This window comes from Pseudomonas sp. CBZ-4 (genome assembly GCF_000346755.1).
Classification (GTDB): domain Bacteria; phylum Pseudomonadota; class Gammaproteobacteria; order Pseudomonadales; family Pseudomonadaceae; genus Aquipseudomonas.
Genome location: NZ_ANNV01000102.1, coordinates 25,622 through 44,838 on the forward strand (window position 1 = coordinate 25,622; position 19,217 = coordinate 44,838).

Annotated in this window: 19 protein-coding genes; 8 read left to right on the forward strand and 11 right to left on the reverse strand. The window is 58.5% G+C overall.

Annotation, left to right across the window (positions count from 1 at the left end):
- Positions 1-159: 159 nt before the first annotated feature.
- The 7 genes from B348_RS1000000131955 to B348_RS1000000131770 all read left to right on the forward strand — a co-directional run bounded on the left by B348_RS1000000131955 (position 160) and on the right by B348_RS1000000131770 (position 4,594).
- The gene (locus tag B348_RS1000000131955) at positions 160-489 is read left to right on the forward strand and encodes a hypothetical protein (RefSeq protein WP_074059157.1); all 330 of its coding nucleotides are present in this window, start codon (positions 160-162) and stop codon (positions 487-489) included.
- A 92-nt stretch (positions 490-581) separates the two neighbouring features.
- The gene (locus B348_RS0113245) at positions 582-1,550 is read left to right on the forward strand and encodes a DUF932 domain-containing protein (RefSeq protein WP_017736596.1); all 969 of its coding nucleotides are present in this window, start codon (positions 582-584) and stop codon (positions 1,548-1,550) included.
- 75 nt (positions 1,551-1,625) lie between these two features.
- Positions 1,626-2,630 carry a YqaJ viral recombinase family protein gene (locus B348_RS0113250; RefSeq protein WP_019818805.1) on the forward strand — a complete coding sequence of 335 codons (1,005 nt, stop codon included), beginning with the start codon at positions 1,626-1,628 and terminating at the stop codon, positions 2,628-2,630.
- Between the two features lie 91 nt (positions 2,631-2,721).
- On the forward strand, positions 2,722-3,672 hold the full coding sequence (locus B348_RS0113255) for a hypothetical protein (RefSeq protein ID WP_017736598.1): 951 nt from the start codon (positions 2,722-2,724) through the stop codon (positions 3,670-3,672).
- Positions 3,644-4,141, forward strand: coding sequence for a DNA repair protein RadC (gene radC, locus B348_RS0113260; RefSeq protein WP_017736599.1), 498 nt, complete (start codon positions 3,644-3,646; stop codon positions 4,139-4,141). Before B348_RS0113255 ends, radC begins: the two co-directional genes overlap by 29 nt.
- Before the next feature lie 13 nt (positions 4,142-4,154).
- Positions 4,155-4,334, forward strand: a complete 180-nt coding sequence (locus B348_RS0113265) for a hypothetical protein (protein ID WP_017736600.1) — start codon at positions 4,155-4,157, stop codon at positions 4,332-4,334.
- 14 nt (positions 4,335-4,348) lie between these two features.
- Complete coding sequence (locus B348_RS1000000131770) at positions 4,349-4,594, forward strand: SDR family oxidoreductase (RefSeq protein WP_256203226.1); 246 nt, start codon at positions 4,349-4,351, stop codon at positions 4,592-4,594.
- A gap of 1,127 nt (positions 4,595-5,721) precedes the next feature.
- On the opposite strand, the gene B348_RS1000000130955 is transcribed toward B348_RS1000000131770, so the two are convergent.
- From B348_RS1000000130955 to B348_RS0113320, 9 genes are all read right to left on the reverse strand, one after another.
- Positions 5,722-6,471 carry a fumarylacetoacetate hydrolase family protein gene (locus B348_RS1000000130955; RefSeq protein ID WP_019818812.1) on the reverse strand — a complete coding sequence of 250 codons (750 nt, stop codon included), beginning with the start codon at positions 6,469-6,471 and terminating at the stop codon, positions 5,722-5,724.
- Entirely contained in the window at positions 6,468-7,904 is a 1,437-nt protein-coding gene (gene hydA / locus B348_RS0113285; RefSeq protein ID WP_017736604.1) for a dihydropyrimidinase, read from the reverse strand. The genes B348_RS1000000130955 and hydA overlap by 4 nt, the downstream gene beginning before the upstream one ends.
- Positions 7,905-8,058: 154 nt before the next feature.
- The gene (locus B348_RS0113290; protein WP_017736605.1) at positions 8,059-8,820 is read right to left on the reverse strand and encodes an SDR family NAD(P)-dependent oxidoreductase; all 762 of its coding nucleotides are present in this window, start codon (positions 8,818-8,820) and stop codon (positions 8,059-8,061) included.
- Complete coding sequence (locus tag B348_RS0113295; RefSeq protein WP_019751963.1) at positions 8,813-9,736, reverse strand: allantoinase PuuE; 924 nt, start codon at positions 9,734-9,736, stop codon at positions 8,813-8,815. Before B348_RS0113295 ends, B348_RS0113290 begins: the two co-directional genes overlap by 8 nt.
- Positions 9,733-10,689 (reverse strand): NAD(P)-dependent oxidoreductase, encoded by a 957-nt coding sequence (locus B348_RS0113300; protein WP_017736607.1) that lies wholly within the window; start codon positions 10,687-10,689, stop codon positions 9,733-9,735. The genes B348_RS0113295 and B348_RS0113300 overlap by 4 nt, the downstream gene beginning before the upstream one ends.
- The gene (locus B348_RS0113305) at positions 10,686-12,344 is read right to left on the reverse strand and encodes an ABC transporter ATP-binding protein (RefSeq protein WP_017736608.1); all 1,659 of its coding nucleotides are present in this window, start codon (positions 12,342-12,344) and stop codon (positions 10,686-10,688) included. Before B348_RS0113305 ends, B348_RS0113300 begins: the two co-directional genes overlap by 4 nt.
- The gene (locus tag B348_RS0113310) at positions 12,341-13,186 is read right to left on the reverse strand and encodes an ABC transporter permease (protein ID WP_019818817.1); all 846 of its coding nucleotides are present in this window, start codon (positions 13,184-13,186) and stop codon (positions 12,341-12,343) included. The genes B348_RS0113305 and B348_RS0113310 overlap by 4 nt, the downstream gene beginning before the upstream one ends.
- Positions 13,183-14,223, reverse strand: coding sequence for an ABC transporter permease (locus B348_RS0113315; protein ID WP_017736610.1), 1,041 nt, complete (start codon positions 14,221-14,223; stop codon positions 13,183-13,185). Before B348_RS0113315 ends, B348_RS0113310 begins: the two co-directional genes overlap by 4 nt.
- Before the next feature lie 67 nt (positions 14,224-14,290).
- Positions 14,291-15,901 (reverse strand): ABC transporter substrate-binding protein, encoded by a 1,611-nt coding sequence (locus B348_RS0113320; protein WP_024947383.1) that lies wholly within the window; start codon positions 15,899-15,901, stop codon positions 14,291-14,293.
- 459 nt (positions 15,902-16,360) lie between these two features.
- On the opposite strand from B348_RS0113320, the gene B348_RS0113325 reads away from it, so the two are divergent.
- Positions 16,361-17,092, forward strand: coding sequence for a GntR family transcriptional regulator (locus tag B348_RS0113325; protein ID WP_231980899.1), 732 nt, complete (start codon positions 16,361-16,363; stop codon positions 17,090-17,092).
- Here the strand turns inward: B348_RS0113325 and B348_RS1000000131960 are convergent.
- Positions 17,020-18,030, reverse strand: a complete 1,011-nt coding sequence (locus tag B348_RS1000000131960; protein WP_156796360.1) for a hypothetical protein — start codon at positions 18,028-18,030, stop codon at positions 17,020-17,022. The two genes, B348_RS0113325 and B348_RS1000000131960, sit on opposite strands and share 73 nt — an antisense overlap.
- A gap of 178 nt (positions 18,031-18,208) precedes the next feature.
- Entirely contained in the window at positions 18,209-19,174 is a 966-nt protein-coding gene (locus tag B348_RS0113335) for an inovirus-type Gp2 protein (RefSeq protein WP_017736614.1), read from the reverse strand.
- Between the last annotated feature and the right edge of the window lie 43 nt (positions 19,175-19,217).

The following is a 19,217-nucleotide window of genomic DNA, read 5'->3' on the forward strand; positions in this document are numbered from 1 at the left end:
GAGCCGGAGATGCACTGTTGAAGGCCCATCGAATGACTGCTTCTGGCCGACTCCAGCCAGTTCGCACTCAGTTAGCGCTGCTGAAAAGCAGCCATTCGATCGAAAAAAATCTCAACCACACATTACCGCAATGACATCAGCACCAAGGAGGTTCGTCCCATGTCATTGCAGTGCCCTCGCTGTCACTCCCCCAAAGTCGCTTCTTTCCATCACGCCATGAAGGCCGGCGCTGCTATCGGCGCGGTCGGTGGCATCGCACGTGGCGTTAGCGCTGCTCTGGCTGGCGGCAAGGCCGGCGCAGCGCTCGGCGTAATTGCCGGCCCTGTCGGTATAACCCTGGGCTCGGTATCCGGTGCCATTCTCGGCGGTCTTGCCGGAGGCGTCGGTGGCTGTGCGCTCGGTGCCCAGCTCGGTGAGTCGCTCGACCGCCACGTCCTGGCCCATAACCTCTGCCTGCTCTGCGGTCACCGCTTCAACCTGCCGGCCTGACCCGGCTCTTTCTCTCCTCTTATTTCTCGTCCGGTCGGTGCTGCGCCTGGCGCGGCGTTTTATGCCGACCTGCACCCAAAGGAATCACTCTCATGGCACATCTCGTCGAAACCATGGCCTACGCTGGCGCTACTCCGTGGCACGGCCTGGGCAATCAGCTGACTCAGAAACAGCCCATCGAAGTCTGGCAACGCGAAGCCGGCATGGACTGGCAGATCCTCGAAAGCCCGGTGCATTTCAAATCAGAAGTCGCCGGGCATCTGGGCGCTATCCACTCCTTTCCCGAGCAGAAGGTGCTCTTCCGCTCCGACACCAAGGCGCCGCTGTCGGTGGTCTCGCAGCGTTATCACACCGTGCAGCCTCGGGAAGTTCTGGAGTTCTACAGGGATCTCACCGAGGTCTCCGGCTACGAGTTGGAGACCGCTGGCGTGCTCAAAGGCGGACGCAAGTTCTGGGCGCTGGCGCGTACCGGGCAAGGCGCTGCGCTCAAGGGTAACGATCAGGTGAATGGCTACCTGCTGCTGGCCACTTCCTGCGACGGAACCCTGGCCACCACGGCAACGCCGACCACAGTGCGCGTGGTGTGCAACAACACCTTGACCATCGCCCTGGATGGCACCAGCCGGGCAATCAAGGTACCGCACAACACCCGTTTCGATCCCAAGGTGGTGAAGAAGCAGCTCGGCATCGCCGCCTCGCAATGGGACGACTTCATGTACCGCATGCGCGTGCTGGCCGAGCGCAAGGTTCAGTGGCATGAGGCCCTGGGCTTCTTCATGAACGTGCTGTGCGAGACCAGCCCGACCGGCGCCTTGCCGGAGCAACTGCCCAACGAGCGCGCCCTGCGCAAGGTCCAGGAGCTGTACGAAGGCCGTGGTCGCGGTAGCCAGCTGGACTCGGCGCGCGGCACCGCCTGGGGCCTGCTCAACGCCGTGACCGAATACGTCGACCACGAGCGCCGTGCGCGCAGCAACGAGTACCGCATGGACTCGGCCTGGTTCGGCCAAGGCGCGCAGATCAAGCAACGCGCCCTGGATGCCGCGCTGCAGCTCGCCGCTTAACCCTTACTCACATCAACCCTCGCGCCCGGTCAGCCTTGTGCTGGTCGGGCGTTTTTATGTCTGCAGGTGAATCCCATGAAAGCAACGTCATTGAACAGCAGCACCGGCAAGAAACGCCCTGCCCTGCGCCTGGTCAGCACCAAGGAGCTACCGCGCGAAGACTGGCTGCAGATCCGCAAGCAAGGTATTGGCAGTTCGGACGCTGCCGCAGCCGTAGGACTGAACCCCTACAAGTCGCAACTGGAGCTGTGGATTGAAAAGACCGGGCGTGATGCCGGCATGCCGAAGGCTGATCCTCAGGATGAGGAAAGCCCTATGTACTGGGGCAACGTGCTGGAGCCCATCGTGGCCTGGCATTACAGCAAGCGCACGAAGAACAAGGTACGGCGCATCAATGCCGTGCTCCAACATCCGGATCCGGAGCTGCCCTGGATGCTGGCCAACATCGACCGCGAGGTGATCGGGGCGGACGACGTGCAGATCCTCGAATGCAAAACAGCCGGCATAAACGGGGCACGCCTCTGGAAGGAGGGCGTGCCGGAGTATGTGCAGCTGCAGGTGATGCACCAGCTCGCCGTCACCGGCAAGCAGGCGGCGGATGTGGCGGTACTGCTGGGTGGCCAGATGCTGGAGATCCACCGCATCGAGCGAGATGAGCAGATGATCGCTCGGCTGATCGAGCTGGAGCGAAAGTTCTGGCACTACGTGGAAACCGACACCCCACCGCCGGCCGATGGCACCGCCTCCGCTGAATCAGCCCTGCGCTGCCTCTACCCGGAGGACAACGGCCAGGTCATCGACCTCAGCCAGCATGCTGGTCTGTCAGCGGCTTACATCGAGCTGAAAGCCGTGCGTCAGTCGATTGCCGACAAGGAAAAACGCGAGGCCGAGCTCAAGCAGATGCTGCAGCAGGCCATGGGCGATGCCAGTCGGGTGGAATTCTCCAGCGGCTACGTCAGCTGGCGCAAGGCCAAGGACAGCATCGGTCTCGATGTCGCTCAGTTGCTCCAGGACAAGCCCTACCTGCAGGCCAAGTACCCGCTGCTGAAACCCGGTGCGCGCCGTTTCCTGGTCAGCTGATTTCCGTCTCCATCAACTCTTCCCTCCCCTTGGCCAGTCCATGCAGTTCGCGCTGCGTAGCTGGCCTTTTTTCATTTCCAGGAGAGCCATCATGCTCAAAGGTTTAGCTATCACCCCGCCGGTGCTCGGCCGCATCTCGATAGGCAAGGTCGTCGAGAAGAACGGCAAGCGCCTGCCGGAAAAGGATGACCAGTTCACCATCACCTCACAGGTGCAAGGCAAGGACGGCTGGCTGCTCCACCCGCTCAATGACGAGCTGCGCCAGAGCAAGGACGACAAGCTGCGCAACATTCCGGTACGCCTGCTGTTCAACGAGCCGGAACTGAATTTCCGCGCCGACTACACCTTGTTCGACCGCCAGTCCGGGCGCCCGCTCTGCGTCGGCAATGGCGAAACCTGCAGGCGCGTCACCCAGGACGGCATGCAGACACTGCCCTGCCCTTCGCCGGATGCCTGCCCGCTAGCCAAAGGCAATGCCTGCAGGCCCTACGGCCGGCTGAACGTGATCATCGGCGACGACGATCCGCTGGGCAGCTTCGTGTTCCGCACCACCGGCTTCAACAGCATCCGCACTCTGGCGGCTCGCCTGCATTACTTCCAGGCCATCTCCGGCAACCGCCTGGCCTGCCTGCCGCTGGAGCTGCGTCTGCGTGGAAAGTCCACCCGGCAAAGCCATGGTACGCCGATCTTCTACGTCGACCTGACGGTACGCGGCGGTATGGTGATGACGGAGGCGCTGCAGGCCGCCAATGGGCTCGATGCACAGCGGCAAGCAGCAGGCTTCGATCAGGCCGCCTTGGATGAAGCGGCGCAGCGTGGCTTCGGCAATGGCGCCTTCGAGGACAGCGAGGAAGACTCTGGTGCCATCGCCGAAGAGTTCTACCCCGCCGAGGAAAGCCAATCTCCATCCCCCAACACCTCCCAGCGCTCTGCGAAAGCCAGCCTGGCCGAGAAGCTGGACGCACAAGCCCAGCGCCACACCCCACCGATCGATAACCATCAAGGAGCCCACCATGCGCCTGCACAAGCTGAAGGCCAGTGAATCGACCGGCACCTACCTGGTCGATTCACCGGTCACCGAAACCGACATCCTGCTGATGGCCCGCCAGTTGGCGAGTCTGCGCCTGCGCCGGGGGCGAGCACTGACCTCACCGAAGGAAGTGTTCGGCCACCTGCAGGCGCTGCTGGGCGATTACGAGCATGAGGTATTCGCCCTGCTTCTGCTCGACAGCCGGCACCGGGTGATCGTCTTTCATGAACTGTTCCGGGGCACCCTGGACAGCGCCAGCGTCTATCCCCGAGAAGTCGTCAAGGCTGCCCTGGAGCACAACGCCGCGGCAGCCGTGCTGGTCCACAACCACCCTTCCGGTGATCCGGAACCCAGCCAATCAGATCTCACCCTGACCCACAAACTGCGGGAGGCCCTGAACCTAGTCGGGGTGCGAACGCTGGACCATATCGTGGTGGGCCAGGAGGGCTGCGTATCGCTGGCGGAACTGGGCTACCTGTGAGGAGAACACGACGATGAAGCTACTGCGGATCTTTGCTGCCGTGTTCCTGTTCGCCGGCATCCTCGCGGGCTGCCTGGCCCTTCTGCTGCTGGTACTTCTGATGGTGCGCTTTCCACCACTGCTGATTGCCGTGGTGCTGGCATGCTGGATCGTCAATCGGTTGCTGAAATCTTCACGAGGAGCACCTCGGTAAGCGGCATCATCAGTATGGGCAGTCGCAAGGCTGCCCATACTGGAACAGGAGTATTTTCTTTTTTCCCCTGTTCATCGGGCAATGCTGAATTTCTGGCAGTGTTTGACCAAGCCTCGCAGCCTTATGACGAACAGAGAACCCTGGGCCGCATCGGCCAAGCAGACGAGATTGGGGCCGCCGCGCTCTTCCTGGCGAGCGATGCGTCGAGCTACGTCAACGGCGCCGAACTGTTCGCGGACGGCGGCGCCTCCCAGACCTGAGCAGGCCACCAACCATTCGCTCCGGTTAACGCCGACCCTTAGGTGGATTTCTAAGGAAGCTGCATCGGTGTAGTGCTGGTGCGGATGCTGGACCGTCGCCGTGGTGTCGTGTTGCCGGTGCGGGTATACGTAGAGCCTCCAGGCGGAACCCCGGTAGCGTGTAAGGACTGACGCAAAGGGATCAGCAGATAGGCCATGCTCTAGGTGCCGCTGCGTACACATACATTCTTGGCACCGAACAAGTTCATTTGCTGGATCGGCCGCGACCTTTGCTATGGCGGCATTGTCCTCACGCTGGCCGGCGACGTTGCTTCTGGCGACCTTGGGAGACGGACCAATGCGGCGCCCGCGGCCAATGTGAGCTTGACCTACCTAACTTCAACTTCCTTAGGACACTCTGATGGATGAATTTTCTGGTTCGTTAATCGATCATCTGGGTATTGGTGTTTCGGACATTTCACATGCTCGCGCCTTCTACGAACAAGCGCTGAAGCCGCTGGGGATTACCCTCCTCGCGAGCATAGAAGCCCCCCTCCGCAATCAGCTCCTCGGAGATTGGGCTTCGGCTCTTCTGGCAAGCCATTTCTCTGGGTGCATGCCACCACCTCCCCTAGCATCGGGGCGCATATAGCTTTGATCGCCCAGAGTCATGAGGCAGTCGACGCGTTCCATACGGCCGGGCTGGTCGCTGGGGGTCAAGACAACGGAGCGCCAGGAATCAGGTCCCATTACCACGCCGGATATTACGCGGCCTATGTGCTAGGCCCTGATGAGGTAAATCTGGAAGCCGTCTGCCAAGCATCAGATTGAGAGCTTCAGCTACGAACGAAGTAGCTGCCCGGGGGCGTTATCGTTGATTCCAGAAAATTCGGCTTGATGCGCACCGACTAATCAGCCATTTCCTGCAAAGACTCAGCTATCTGAGTCCCTGTTTTAGGGTTTTGTCGGGGCGTTTTTTCCCACGCCGACAGAATTGAACTGTCGGAAACCAGAGGCTGGCTTACCCTTTACCTTCAGAACCTCTCGCGCAGCATCGCCATCAGATTGCGCGGTTCGCCATAACTCCTCGCATTCCATAAACGCCATGTTTCAACGCTCTCAGGGCGGGTGGCAGCTTCAAGTCGCCTCTAAGCGGGTCCTGTTGAGAGCAATACCTCTCCTAATTCTGGAAATTTAATTTTCACATTTGCGACTGGCGGGGCCCAAAAAAGGCCTGTCCAGCTTCCTGTGGCGATCAGATCACCAGCCCTCAAGGGCCGGTTCTGCGATGCAGCATGCCTCGCCAACCACGGCAGCGAGGCCAGTGGATCAGTGAAGGGATGGCTTCCAACATCAACTATCTGCAGCCGCCCATCCACCCAGACCTCGACTGCCTGCTGCGACCAGTTTGCCGGAGGCTGAGTCGCTTCGCCCAGCACCAATGCGCGGTTGAGTTGCTGATCAGCCAGGCGAAGCAAGGGATGCGCCTGCTCTCCCTGTTGAAAGCGGGTATCACACAGCTCGATCCCGACATGCCATGCATCAATCGCTTCATAGGCTGCTGCATGATCGGAATCGCCATCGACATCTCGCCCAAGTCGCACGATCAGCTCACCTTCGATGCCGAAACGGCTGCAATAGCCCTCAGGGACCGCCCAACCCGATAAATGAATGGAGTGGCTCGGCACGCGCGCAGTGCTGACCAGCCTTCCAGGGCTGCCGCCAAGCTTCCACGCAGTCTCCGACGAGTCACCGAACCAGCCAAGCTCGGCGGCGACAAGTTCCTGAACCTGGTAAGCATCGGCTTCAGTCAGCAAACCAAGCCCGTCATATGGCACATTACGCCGCTGTCGCCATGCTTGGACCAATGCCGCCGCTACCTGGGTCGCGCCGTTCATAGCGGCAGTTCATGCGGGCGACGACGAGTTTGAGCGGGAGCAGGCTTCTGGCACGGTAAAAACTTCCCGCGGCCCGCGGCGCCTCTTGGTTCGCCGTCCCAAACGACCTCTCCTCGTGCCAGCGTTATGGCCGGCCATGCACTCAACTGCATACCTTCATAGGGGGTGTAATCCACATTGTGGTGCAGCATTTCGTTGGTAATGCGTACTGGCTCACCTTCGTTCCAGATGACCAGGTCAGCATCGGCGCCAATTGCGACGCTGCCTTTGCGTGGGTACAAACCATACATTTTTGCGGCATTGGTGGATGTGAGTGCGACGAAACTCTGCGGGGTAATCCGGCCTTTGCGAACACCTTCGGACCAGAGAAGCGCCATTCGCGTTTCGATCCCAGGAATACCATTGGCGACTTGTTCAAACGTCGGGCTTTCACCATGGGCTTTTTTACCGTCGTGGCCTTCGTACCGGAACGGCGCATGGTCCGATGAAAACACCTCGAATGAACCATTTTCCAGGCCGTCCCAGATGACCTGCTGGTTGGCAGGATCGCGCGGTGGTGGGCTGCAGATGCATTTCGCGCCTTCAAAGCTGTCGTCGCATCCGAGCGAAGCCGCCGTCAGGAACAGATACTGAGGACAGGTCTCGGCGTAGACCTTCAGGCCTTTGCTCTGCGCCCAGCGAATCTGCTCGACTGCGTCACGACCAGACACATGGACGATCAGAATTGGCACATCCACCAACTCGGCCAATGCAATCGCTCGATGCGTGGCCTCACGCTCAACCAGCATGGGCCGGGAGGTGGCGTGATAACGGGGCGCGTCCAGGCCTGCAGCCAGCAGGCGCTCGGTAAGCCAGGCGATGCAATCGCTGTTCTCGGCATGCAACATCACCATGGCTCCTTCCCGACGTGCCACCGACAGCGTCTCGAGAATTTCCCGGTCACCGAGCTTCAACGCGTCGTAGGTCATGTAGATCTTGAACGAGGTATAGCCCTCGGCAATCAGAGCGGGCAACTCCCGTTGCAGCACATCAGGCGTGGGGTCAGTCACGATAAGGTGGAATGCGTAATCGATCACCGGCTTGTCGCCAACTCGCCGATGGTAGTCCTCGACAGCGGCACGCAAACTCTCGCCTTTCTGCTGGCTGGCAAAGGGAATGACCGTGGTAGTGCCACCGCAGGCGGCAGATACGGTGCCACTGTAGAAGTCGTCCGCCATGACAGAACCGTCGCCGGTCGGCTGATCCAGGTGCACATGGCTATCGACGCCCCCCGGCGTAACGTGCCGCCCCGCCGCGTCAATCTCTTTCAATCCAGTGGGCAAGTCAGTCGCCAGTGAAACAATTTGTCCATCACGAATGCCGATGTCGCAGGTAAAAATGTCAGCGGCTGTAACCACGCGGGCATTACGGATAACAGTGTCCAGAATTTGCATATCAACCTCTTTCAAGCAGGAGCCAGCCACCGTTATTCCGGGCGTAGCAAGCCACGCCCGGCTGCTCGAAGCGTTCGAACCTACGGGTGGTATCTGGAATCACGGGTTCACATTGCGTCGCTCGAATGCCATGCCTCGCGCGCGCATTACGTAGTCAGAGCATTACATCGCCGCCATTGGGGGACAGTGTTTGCCCGGCATAAAATGCGCCAGCGCTCGAAGCCAGGAGCAAAGCGGTAGGTGCGATTTCATCTACCTGGCCGAAGCGCCCCACCGGCAACTGTGCTTTCTTGGCCTCAAGCCATTGCGCGCTGTGATTGCGCAACAAGTCGGTATCGACCGGCCCCGGCGCAATCGCGTTGACCATCACATTGTGTGGCGCACCCTCATAAGCCAGTGCTCGGGTAAACCCCACCACCCCGGCCTTCGCCGCACAGTAATGCGCCAGCCCTGGCGCGCCCTTGTATGCCAGTTGTGAAGCAACGTTGATGACGCGGCCATACTGGCGTTCGAGCATCCCGGCGAAAAAGGCGCGAGTGACCAGCATCGTCCCGCGCAGATTTATCCCGATGATACGATCCCAATCCTGATCATCGGTCATGGCAAATGGACGGTCGCCGCCACCCACACCGGCCGAATTGACCACGATGTCGACCTGCCCCAAACGCTCCTGCGCCCAGGTGCAGAAACGGTTTACCGCCGCTGGATCAGAGACGTCGCATTCGCTGGCGTGTAGTTCAAGGCCTCGCGAGCGCACGCGATTCTGGAACGCCTCGGCATTCTGATGATCTGCCACATGGCAAATGGCAACTTCTGCACCATGCTCCAGAAACAATTGCGCAATCGCCGCACCGATTCCCCTGCTTGCGCCGGTGATAACAGCCTTGCGGCCCGAAAGATCAAACACGTTACTCATGACCGACTCCCAGTGTTCGAGCGGGATGGACGCTCTGCCAGTGGTTGGCAATATCGATGCGTCGAGTGATCCATACGTCAGGGAAACTCAAAACGTAATCGAGGAATCGCTCCAATGCAGCTGCCCGGGCCGGATGCCCCACCAAGCGCAGGTGCAGACCGACCGACATCATCTTGGGTTGGGTTTCTCCTTCCTTGTAGAGCATGTCGAACGCATCTTTGAGGAAGCTGAACCATTGGCTTCCGGTACTGACGCCAGCCGCGAACTGTCCGTCGTTGTTGGTTAACGAATACGGGATGATCAGGTGAGGTTTGCCGCTTACCTGGGTCCAGAACGGTAACTCGTCCCCGTAGTAATCCGAGTCGTAGGTGAACCCGCCCTCCTCGACCAGCAGCCGACGGGTGTTGACGCTCGGGGAGTAGCGGCAATACCAACCCTGGGGCCGAACGCCCGTTGTACGCTCAAGGGATTCCACCGCTTTACGGATGTGCTCGCGCTCCTGTTCCTCGCTGAGCTGGTAGTGCTGGATCCACCGCCAGCCGTGGGAGCACACATCGAAGCCCGATTCGCGGATGGCTTCACAGGCATCCGGATTACGCTCCAGGGCGAGCGCGCAGCCATAGATGGTCGCTGGCAGGGAACGCTCCTGGAACAGGCGCATCACCCGCCAGAAACCCACTCGGCTGCCATATTCGAATAGCCCTTCAGCGGCCAGATCCCGGCCCTTTACACCGGTATTGAGGCCGCTGCTTTCGGTGAACCACGTTTCGCTACTGTCCTCGCCGTCCTGAATGGACGGCTCCGAGCCTTCCTCATAGTTCATGACGAAATTCAGTGCGAGTCGGGCGCCCCCGGGCCATTTAGGATCAGGAGGATTACGGCCATAGCCGACAAAATCTCGTTGAAGATCACTCATGCTTTCTGCACCTCGAAACTATGAGGAAGGTGAGTCGATTCCAGCCAGCGCGCGTACGCTTGAATGCCGTCATCAAGGGATATTTTTGGCACGTAACCCAGGTCACGGCGCGCCGCATCAATACTGAATTTCTGCTGGAATTCATCGACAGGATCCGCGCCCGGCTCAAGGGCGATATCGGCACCGGGAAAGATAGTGCGCACGACCTGCGCGATCTCTTCAAGCGTTACACGGGTGTCGCCGGTGACGTTGTAGGTGGTGCGTGGCAGCACGGGGGCATCCAGCGCACAAAGCAAGCCCTGAACGGCGTCTTCAACGTGAATGAATTGCCTGGGGAAGTCCGCTCCGAAAGACATTCGGGTGGCGCGCCTGGCCAAGGCATCTTCAATCATCTTACGAATCACACAGTCAGTGGTTCTCCCCGGGCCGTAGACCCAGGACAGTCGAACACTCGCCGCAGACAGCCCATACTGTTCGGCGTAGGCCGTGGTGATGTACTCGGAAGAAACCTTGCTGGCACCGTAGAGGCTGCCTGGCTTGAGTAAAACGTCTTCGTAAGCGGGACCCGACTCGACCACCCCATAAGCACTGGTCGAGGAGCAATACACAAAGCGCCGAACAGCGTGAACACGCGCCAACTCAAGTACGTTGGCGGTACCGACAATGTTCACTTGCACCATCGAATACGGCGCATCACGCGCCACCATTGGCCCGGAAAACGCACCGCAATGAATGATGGAATCGACTCCATCCAGAGCGATGGCATGCAGGCGATGGATATCGCCAAGGTCGCACGCTGTGATCTTGACCCCCTCCTGGGTGACCGAGGCGAGCCGATCCAGTGCCAGCACCGGTCGGCCCTGCTCGACCAGACGACGCACCACCTGGCGACCTACCAACCCTGCCGCTCCGGTGACCAATACCGGTTTGCTTATCGATTGATCGAAACTCATGCGCGCAGCTCCGCCTGTGGGGCGCGCATTGGCGCCTCTTCTCGGACCTCGATAGGCAGTTCGGCCTCGAGCAGCTTGCGGGTATAGGCCTCCTTCGGATTGGCAAAAATCTCCTCCGTCGGGCCTTGCTCGATGATCTTGCCGTGGCGCATCACGGCAACGTAATGCGCCAATGACCGGACTGAGTTCAAATCATGGGTAATGAACAGCGCCGACAGCCCCATACGCTTTTGCAAATCCCGCACAAGGTCGATGATCTGCGCTCGAACCCGAATGTCGAGTGCCGTTGTCGGCTCATCGAAAATCACAAAATCAGGATTGACCGCCAAGGCCCTGGCCACGCCTACGCGCTTCTGCTCGCCGGCCGTCAGCTCATGGGGGTAAACATCTGCCTTGGCCCTGGATATGCCAACCAGATCGAGCAACTCCAAAACCCGCGCCTGTTTGGCCGCGCGGGTCAGCGGTGCGCCCAACTTGAGAGGCTCGGCAACGAGATCGCGCACCCGCCACCTGGGGTTAAGCGCCACATAAGGCTCCTGGAACACCATCTGCATCCGCCGGCGCACGTTTCTGAACTGCTTATCAGAGAGGGTCAGTGTTTCCTGGCCATCGAACCGGATCGAGCCCGAGTCCGATTGCAGTAAACGAACCAGGCATTGGCCGGTCGTGGTTTTGCCGGATCCGCTTTCCCCAACCAGGGCCAAGGTCTCCCCTTTGCGGATGGTCAGCGACACATGGTCTACCGCGCGAACCGGCTCAGTGGAGCCCTCCACATGGAACAACTTCACCAGGTTCGTGACCTCTAGCAGCGGTGCAGCCTCGGCGCCGGGTTGTGCCGGCTGGCCATCCATCGGCAACGGACGTACACGGGCTGCCTCCAGCAACTCCCGGCTATAGGGATGCTGAGGACCATCGTTAAGAAAAGAGCGGATGGTGGTGAGCTCCACCAAACGCCCGGCTTTCATGATGCCGACCCGATCGCAGTAGCTGGCCACCATGCCGAGGTCATGGGTAATCAGAACAACCGCCAGCCCAAGCTCACGCCCTTTTTCCACTAGCAGGTCCAGCACCTGCAGTTGGATCGTTGCATCAAGCCCCAGGGTCGCATCATCGGCGAGCAGAATTTTCGGTTGTGCGATCAACGCCATGGCGATTACCACCCGCTGCGCCATACCACCGGAAAGCTCATGCGGGTAGGCGTGCGCCCTTTTCTCAGGGTTCACAATTCCGACTTGCTCAAACAGGCGAATTGACTCCTGCCATGCGTCTTTTTTGTTGATCCCTCGATGGGCCCGAAGAACTCTGGCGATTTGCTCGCCCACCTTCACTACCGGGTCCAGCAACGATTTAGCGTTGGTTCCGATCAGCGCAACCTCGCCGCCTCGATAGCCGCGTCTTTGCTGCGGTGTCATCGTGGAAATCGCGTGCCCGTTGACCCGTATCTCGCCGTCAACAATGCATCCGTCGCCTGGCAGCATGTCGATAATGGCGCGCGCAAGAAGCGACTTTCCTGCACCTGTCTCACCAACAATGCCGAGAATCTCCCCCTTCTTCAGCGAGAAACTCACTTCCTGTAAGGCAGGCGGCATTGATCGGTCCGAAAACCCGACGCTGATGTTGCGTACCTCAAGTAAGGGTTCGTTGGTGTTTGTCATGAGGAGCTCCTTGTCTGCGGGTCGAACAGTTGCTTGGCCGCGTCTCCGAGAAGCGCAAACGTCAGTACTGAAAAAACGATGGCGAGCCCTGGAAACAGCGCGACCCACCAGATACCCAGGATCATTTGCTGCGCGCCGTTGCTGACCATCAGACCCCATTCCGGAGTAGGCATGCGCACGCCGGCACCGACGAAGGACAGGCCCGCCGTCAGCAGAATGGCCATGCCGATGCTGATGGATATCTGCACGATGGCAGGCGTCAACGCATTTGGCAGGATGTGCTGGAACATGATTGCGCTGTCCGTGGCACCACTGCATCTGGCCGCGGCAATAAACGGACGATCACGCAGCGACAAGACTTCAGCCCGGATCAGCCGGGCGAAGACCGGTGTGAAAAGTACGGCCAGCACAATGGCAACGTTCCATATTTCCTGGCCCATGACGGACACCAGCACCATGCCCAGCACAAACACAGGAAATGACTGGATAAAGTCAAAAAAACGCATCGCCAGGGAGCTGCCCCAGCCTTTGTAGTAGCCAATGGCGAGCCCGAGTGGAACGCCAATGACAAAGGCGATGGCCACGGCGGTCACGCTGATCAGAAGGTTGATTCGGGTCGCGAAAATGACACGGGAAAAAATGTCCATGCCGGACACATCGGTGCCGAAAAAATGAATCAACGATGGCTCTTGCAGTGCATTTATCGGATCAGCGGTTTCCGGCGAGTAAGGGGCAATCCATGGCGCAAAGATGATCGCCACAAACTGAATAGCCAGCAGCACCAGGCCGATGATCAAGGTTGCCTTGCCGGCAACGCTACGCTGTGCAGATAGCGGTCTCATACTTCAATCCTCGGATCAGCAATGCCGTACAGAACATCTACGACGGTGTAAACGATGAGAATGAAAGCGGCAGCGACCAGCACAAATCCCTGTAACGCGGGGTAATCGCTGTTCATGACAGCGGATACCGCGTACTGGCCGAGGCCGCCCCAGGCGAAAATCGTTTCAACCAGAACCGCCGCGCCCAGCAGAAAACCGAAGAGAAAACCGACCATGGTGATGATCGGTGGCAGGCTGTTGCGCATCGCGATCCGAACCAACTGCCATTCAGAAAGACCGCTCGCCCGTGCATGACGAATGAACTCGCTGCGGTAGTTATCGGCGAAAACAATCTGGGTCATCTTCATCAACGCGCCGGCGTTGACGATGGTCAGCGTAAGCACCGGCAACCACAGGCGGCCGACAGCCGAGGCGAATGCGGCGGTATCACCGGCAAGCAACGTGTCTATGGTCAGAAACCCGGTAACGGCTGGCGGCGCAGTGAGTATCGGGTCCAGCCTGCCGAACGGTGCGGGAGCAATGCCGGCGACATTGAACAGAAAGTAGATGAGCAGCAGACCCACCCAGAAGTCAGGCACCGCGCCCGCCGCCAGGCCGTAGACCTTGCTGAACCGATTGATCATTCCGTTGGGCTTGGTCACTGCAACAACCGCAAGCACCACGCTCACCATGATCGTCAGAATCATTGCGTAGGTAATCAGCTCGAGCGTTGCCGGCACCCGGTCGAGCAAATCAACGGCCACAGGGTTGGAGGTGAACATCGACGTTCCCAGGTCACCGTGAACGACCGTTGAAAGGTAGCTCGTGAACTGCGACCAGATGCTGCCGTTGAGGCCCAGCCGCTCGCGCAGGCTCAGAATCTGCTCGGGCGTGGCCATATTGCCTAGCATCAGCAGGGCCGGGTCACCAGGCAGTAAACGAATCAGCAGAAACGTGGCAAGCAGCACGCCAAACATCTGCGGAACAAGAATAGTCAGCCTGGCCAGTACGATACGTAGTGGGCGAGGCAGCGACCGCAATGAATTGCTAAGTCTCATACTGGTTTCCTTGCAAGTAGTCTTGCGCAGCTAGCGGGGCAAAGCACCACCCCGCTGCTGGCTCTACTTATTTCTTGTAGAGGTCGTACCAACTGTTGCTGTTGGGCGTGTACCAACTGAAACCAGCGACATTGGCGCGGGTGGCCAGTTGGTAGCCTGGATTCATCAAAAACACCCAAGGCGCCTCGTCCACAACAATTTGCTGGACGCGCTTCATGCCAGCATCCCTCGCCGCCTCGTCCGTGCTCGACAACGCGTCGTTGATCAGCTTGTCGACTTCGGCATTGTTGAATTTCGGGTAGTTGATAAGTGAGGCGCTGTTAAGCCAGAGATTCGCCACATAAGCCGCATCGGGGACAATGGCCATGTCGCGGAAGAAATACATGGGGATCGTGCCCTTGGAGTACTTCTCCACCAGCGTCGAGGCGGGCAACTTCACCAGTTCCACGTCAACGTTGGCGCGGGCGAACGCGGTCTTGAGGATGACGGCAATCTCTTCCTCGATCTGATCACCGGTACGGTAGCCAAGCTGGGTTTTGAAGCCCGATTCCTGGCCCGCCTCTTTCAACAGTGCCTTGGCCTTCTCCACATCCTGGGTGTACGTGAAATATTCATCGGTATAGGACGGATAGATTTCAGAGATCGGGCTCTTGGTTGCCCGTGCCTTGCCGTAATACACCGCCTTCAGAATATCTTCGCGCGGCACCAGATAATTCAACGCCTGGCGAACCTTGGGGTTATCGAACGGAGGTGTGGTGTTGTTCATTTCAACGCGGTGAATGTAGTTGCCAAACACCTGCCAAATCTTCAGCTGAGGATTCTTCTCCAGCATCGCCAGCTCACGTGGCGAAAGCCATTCGGCTACATCCACGGCCCCAGCTTGCAGTGCTGCCAGGCGGTTGGCCGATGTCGGCATTTCGCGGAATATGATTTTCGAAAGACGCGGCACGCCCCGGTAATAATTCGGGTTGGCTTCGTACACCACCTCCTGGCCTGACTGGAATTTCGTCACCTGATAGGGCGCGAACGAGGCCGAGTGAGTGGCCAGCCAACTGGATGCGTAAGGGTCGTCACTGGTGACGTTCTTGCGGGCAGCAGTGGCGTCCAGAATGCCGAGGTCATTGTTGACCCAGATTCGCTCGATCAGCGGAGAGGTCTTGGGCAAGGTGACCGTGACGGTCATTTCATCCTGCTTCTTGAACGCTTCTTCAAAGGATTTGATGCCGAGGATCTGGCTCATGTACCAGCGGAAATTCGCGTTCTTGTTCCAGCCCCTTTCGAACGACCACATCACATCGTCGGCGGACAGGGTGTTGCCCGCTGCGCTCTTGACGCCACTGCGCAAATGAAAGGTGATCGAGGTTTTGTCGTCTGCCACCGTCCAGCTTTCAGCCAGCGCCCCCACCAGCTTGTCGAAGTTTTCCACCTGCACACCGTCGACGACCTTGGTGTCGTAGGCCAGCAGGCGCTCGTAGATGTTGCGCTTGGCTTCGTGGGTGGCTTCGGTCGGCGGATATTCCTGATCGAGCGACTCAGGCGTGCGAGGGCCTGCAACCACCAGGATGGCGCTCGCATTCTGGGCAAATGCATTCGGAGCAACAGCCCCACCAAGTAGCGAAACGACTGCCAGCGCCTGCGCAGCGGGCCTCAGAAGGAACCGCATTATTTTCGTATTCATAGGATAGGATTCTTGGTTGGAGGTGATTGAGTAAGCCCTTCTCAAATACGAAGACGTGATGCCAATAAACTTATGGCTCACCCCCCCCGCTCTAGAATGGCTGTCTATGGCTTGGGCAGTGAGAGAATCGATAGCTGACATGCAGCCCCAAGATTGTTGCTAAACAATTTGAAATTGTGACAATCACATAGCAATCCCTGTGCCATCGGTGTGACAAAACTTCGCTCCCGGTTTGAACGTCAATGACAATAGTCTTACAGGCCCCGAAATCAGGAACTTCACGATGTGCAACGGGGTAAGCCAACAGCCAGTCAAGCACCAACCAACCCTGGCCGAGTTCTTGCTCACTCTCGGTGCGCACCCATGATTCGTGGTCATTCGAGGTGCACATTTGAACAATCCCGGGTAATTCTGTGACAATCGCTAATTCTTTGGTAACAAACCATGCAGACGGCACCCATGCTCATCGACGACTCACCCACAGCACGTCCTCGCAAAGCCCGCACTACTGGCCAGATTCTTGGAACAGCCGAGAAACGCGACGCCATTTATGAGCGCATCCTGAATGCGGTGATGGAACACCGGCTCATCCCTGGTACCAAGCTTGTGGAGGAGAAGCTTGCCAGCGTATTTGAGGTCAACCGCACCCGCATTCGCGAAGTGCTCGCCCGGCTCGCACATGAAGGTGTTGTCACCACGATTCCCAACCGTGGCGCGTTCGTAGCCAGTCCGTCTGTAGAGGAAGCTCGGCATATATTTAACGCACGCAGGATTCTGGAGCCGGCGCTAATTCGGACGCTCGTAGCGCACGCGGGTGAAAACCAGATCACTCAACTCTATGACCATGTGGCCCTAGAGCGCGCTGCTCGGGAAAACAATGACAAGCGCGCGGTTATTCGCTTGTCTGGAGAGTTCCACCTACGGATCGCAGAAATGGTCGGCAGTCCCCCACTTTTGAAACTTATGCGAGAGCTGTCTTCGCTGACCTGTCTGATTATCCTGTTGTACGACGCGCCCAATGTGCCGGCATGCCCAAACCATGAGCATCTTGAGATCGTGAACGCTATCAAGTCAGGCGAAACTGAGGAGGCGGTCAGGCTCGTGATAGAGCACCTGAATCACATCGAGAACACGCTGGATCTTTCGATAGGGGAAGAACAGGAGGTGGATCTGGACGAAATCTTCGGTTGAACGGTACGAAATTGGGAAGATATTCCGAACCCCTCCTTGCAGAGCATTAAGGTCCATCCCACAACGGTGTTTGCCGCTCCTTCGACACCCGGTTTTAGCTGGTAATTGCACTCCGGACCGAAGCAGAACCAGTCAATCGAACCCTCGTAGTCGATCCGCTCTTGGGTTGCCGCAATCAGAACAGCCAGCCATTCGAGGTTTTCACGACATCTAGCTGCATCAGCGGTGGACGATTCGGGGAAAATAATCGGTGACAGGTGGCGCTTCAGCGACTGCCCGAGCCGTGACTCGTTCAGGCGAAAATCTTCCTCCGGGCAAGCCTGGAGTTTCCTCAGGATAATGCGGTTGTAGAGCTTCCACTGCTGACCGGAACGATCATCGGAAGCGTCTTCAGAAAACGCCTGATAGGCCAGCACGCTGAGGTAGGAAAACAATTCCAGCAGGGATAAGTGCCCAAGCTGTTTTTCAGCGTTGCCAATCAGCTCATCAAAGGGCTTGAGCTGATCCAGCAAACGGTCACAGACACCGAAGAATATCTGCCACTCTCCCCCCACGAGCGCTGCACGAAGCGCAAGCCATAGCGGCGAAGCAGTACGCTCAAACAGCTTCGAGTAGCGGATTGCCCATCTGAGGGTGTCTGGGGCATGGCTGGCCAGCTCCAGCAGTAGGTCGACACTGACTGCATTGTCGAAGAGCAGCACCCGACTGAGAGCAAGGCTTGCCAGCTCGGAGCGAGTGACCGCCTCCGCATCATGCCAAAACGGTGCTGAAGCCAGGCCAGTCGCGCGGTCAAGTGCAGAGAGGTTTTTACCTGCAGGCCGCTGATCCAAGAAATGATGCAAAGATTCATCAAGAGCACGGCCTTTGCCGAGTGCAGGCTGATTCCTTTCATACACCGACTGGTAATGCTGCCGGCATCGTTCTCCTTTCTCTGTCATCCCACAGCACTCACAGCAGCCTTAGATTCCTGGACAGAGCCTAAACCATCGGCCGACCAGGACTCCACAGGCACCGCGCTAGCGTCCAGCACGCTGGCAACCCACCAGATCACCAGCGCGAGCTTGAACTACCGACCCAACCTGCGTGATCAATATGGTCGCCAGGGGAGCGAACCGATTAGTCGCCCCGCAAGCCTTTCTTTGCCTGCCCCTTACGCAAGCAACGAGCACCAACCGGCTTGAGTCGCAGGTGTTGATCATTCTTGACCAGGTAACGCATGGCGTAATGCACGTTACCCCGCGCGTTCAGGTCTCGCCGGTGGATCAGGCCAATGCCAAGCCTGTCTTGGTATTTATCCTTTTCGAGGTTGCAGTTGTTGAAGCAGCCCTGACCACGGGTAATGCGCTCCCACAGCTCACCGATCCGCTGGGCCTTGTAGATGTCGGCATTCACTTCAGCACCGTTGAAGAAGAACGCAGCATGGATGTGATAGCCCCGATCCTCGCCTTGCTCAACGCTGCAGATGTAGCCGGTTTCATGGTCAAAAATCAGGTTACGCTCACGCTCAGCAATCAACCGATTCAGGTCGTCGAATACGCGCTCCACACGCAACCTCGCTTGGACCTCTGTCCGGTAATACAGATCAACCCTGACCACGCAGGTACGGGCATAGCGATCAAGCACGGCATCCACGTAGCTACCGATCTCGATCTCCTGCTGAATAGCCAGGTAGCGCTGGTCAGCGTCCCGACGCATGAACCTCTTTTGGGTGCGGAGAGTACGGATGCACTTGGTCAGTTCGTTCAGTGTCTCGCTGGTGCTCAGGTAGCGTGTTCCGTCCTCGCTCAAGCAGGTAATGCCACATGGGCTGAGCTCAACCCCAATGGTCTGGCAGGCTTGCTGAAAGAGGCTCAAGTGCCAGCTGGACTGGTACTCCACATCTCCCTCGAACAGCGCGATCATCTGCTCGATCCCATCGAAGTACTTTGACAGCCTGGTTTCACTGACCAGTTCATCACCATGCTTCGAGTATCTGATTCGGTAGGCTTGGCTATCTGAACGCTGGATGGCGTTGATGAGACGCTCAATCCGGATAGAGGTATCGGACCGGGATGGACTGGTGTGGGTGTTTCGTTTGGTCATGGTTGTGTACCTGATTAGTTTTTGGCATATCAGGTACGTGATG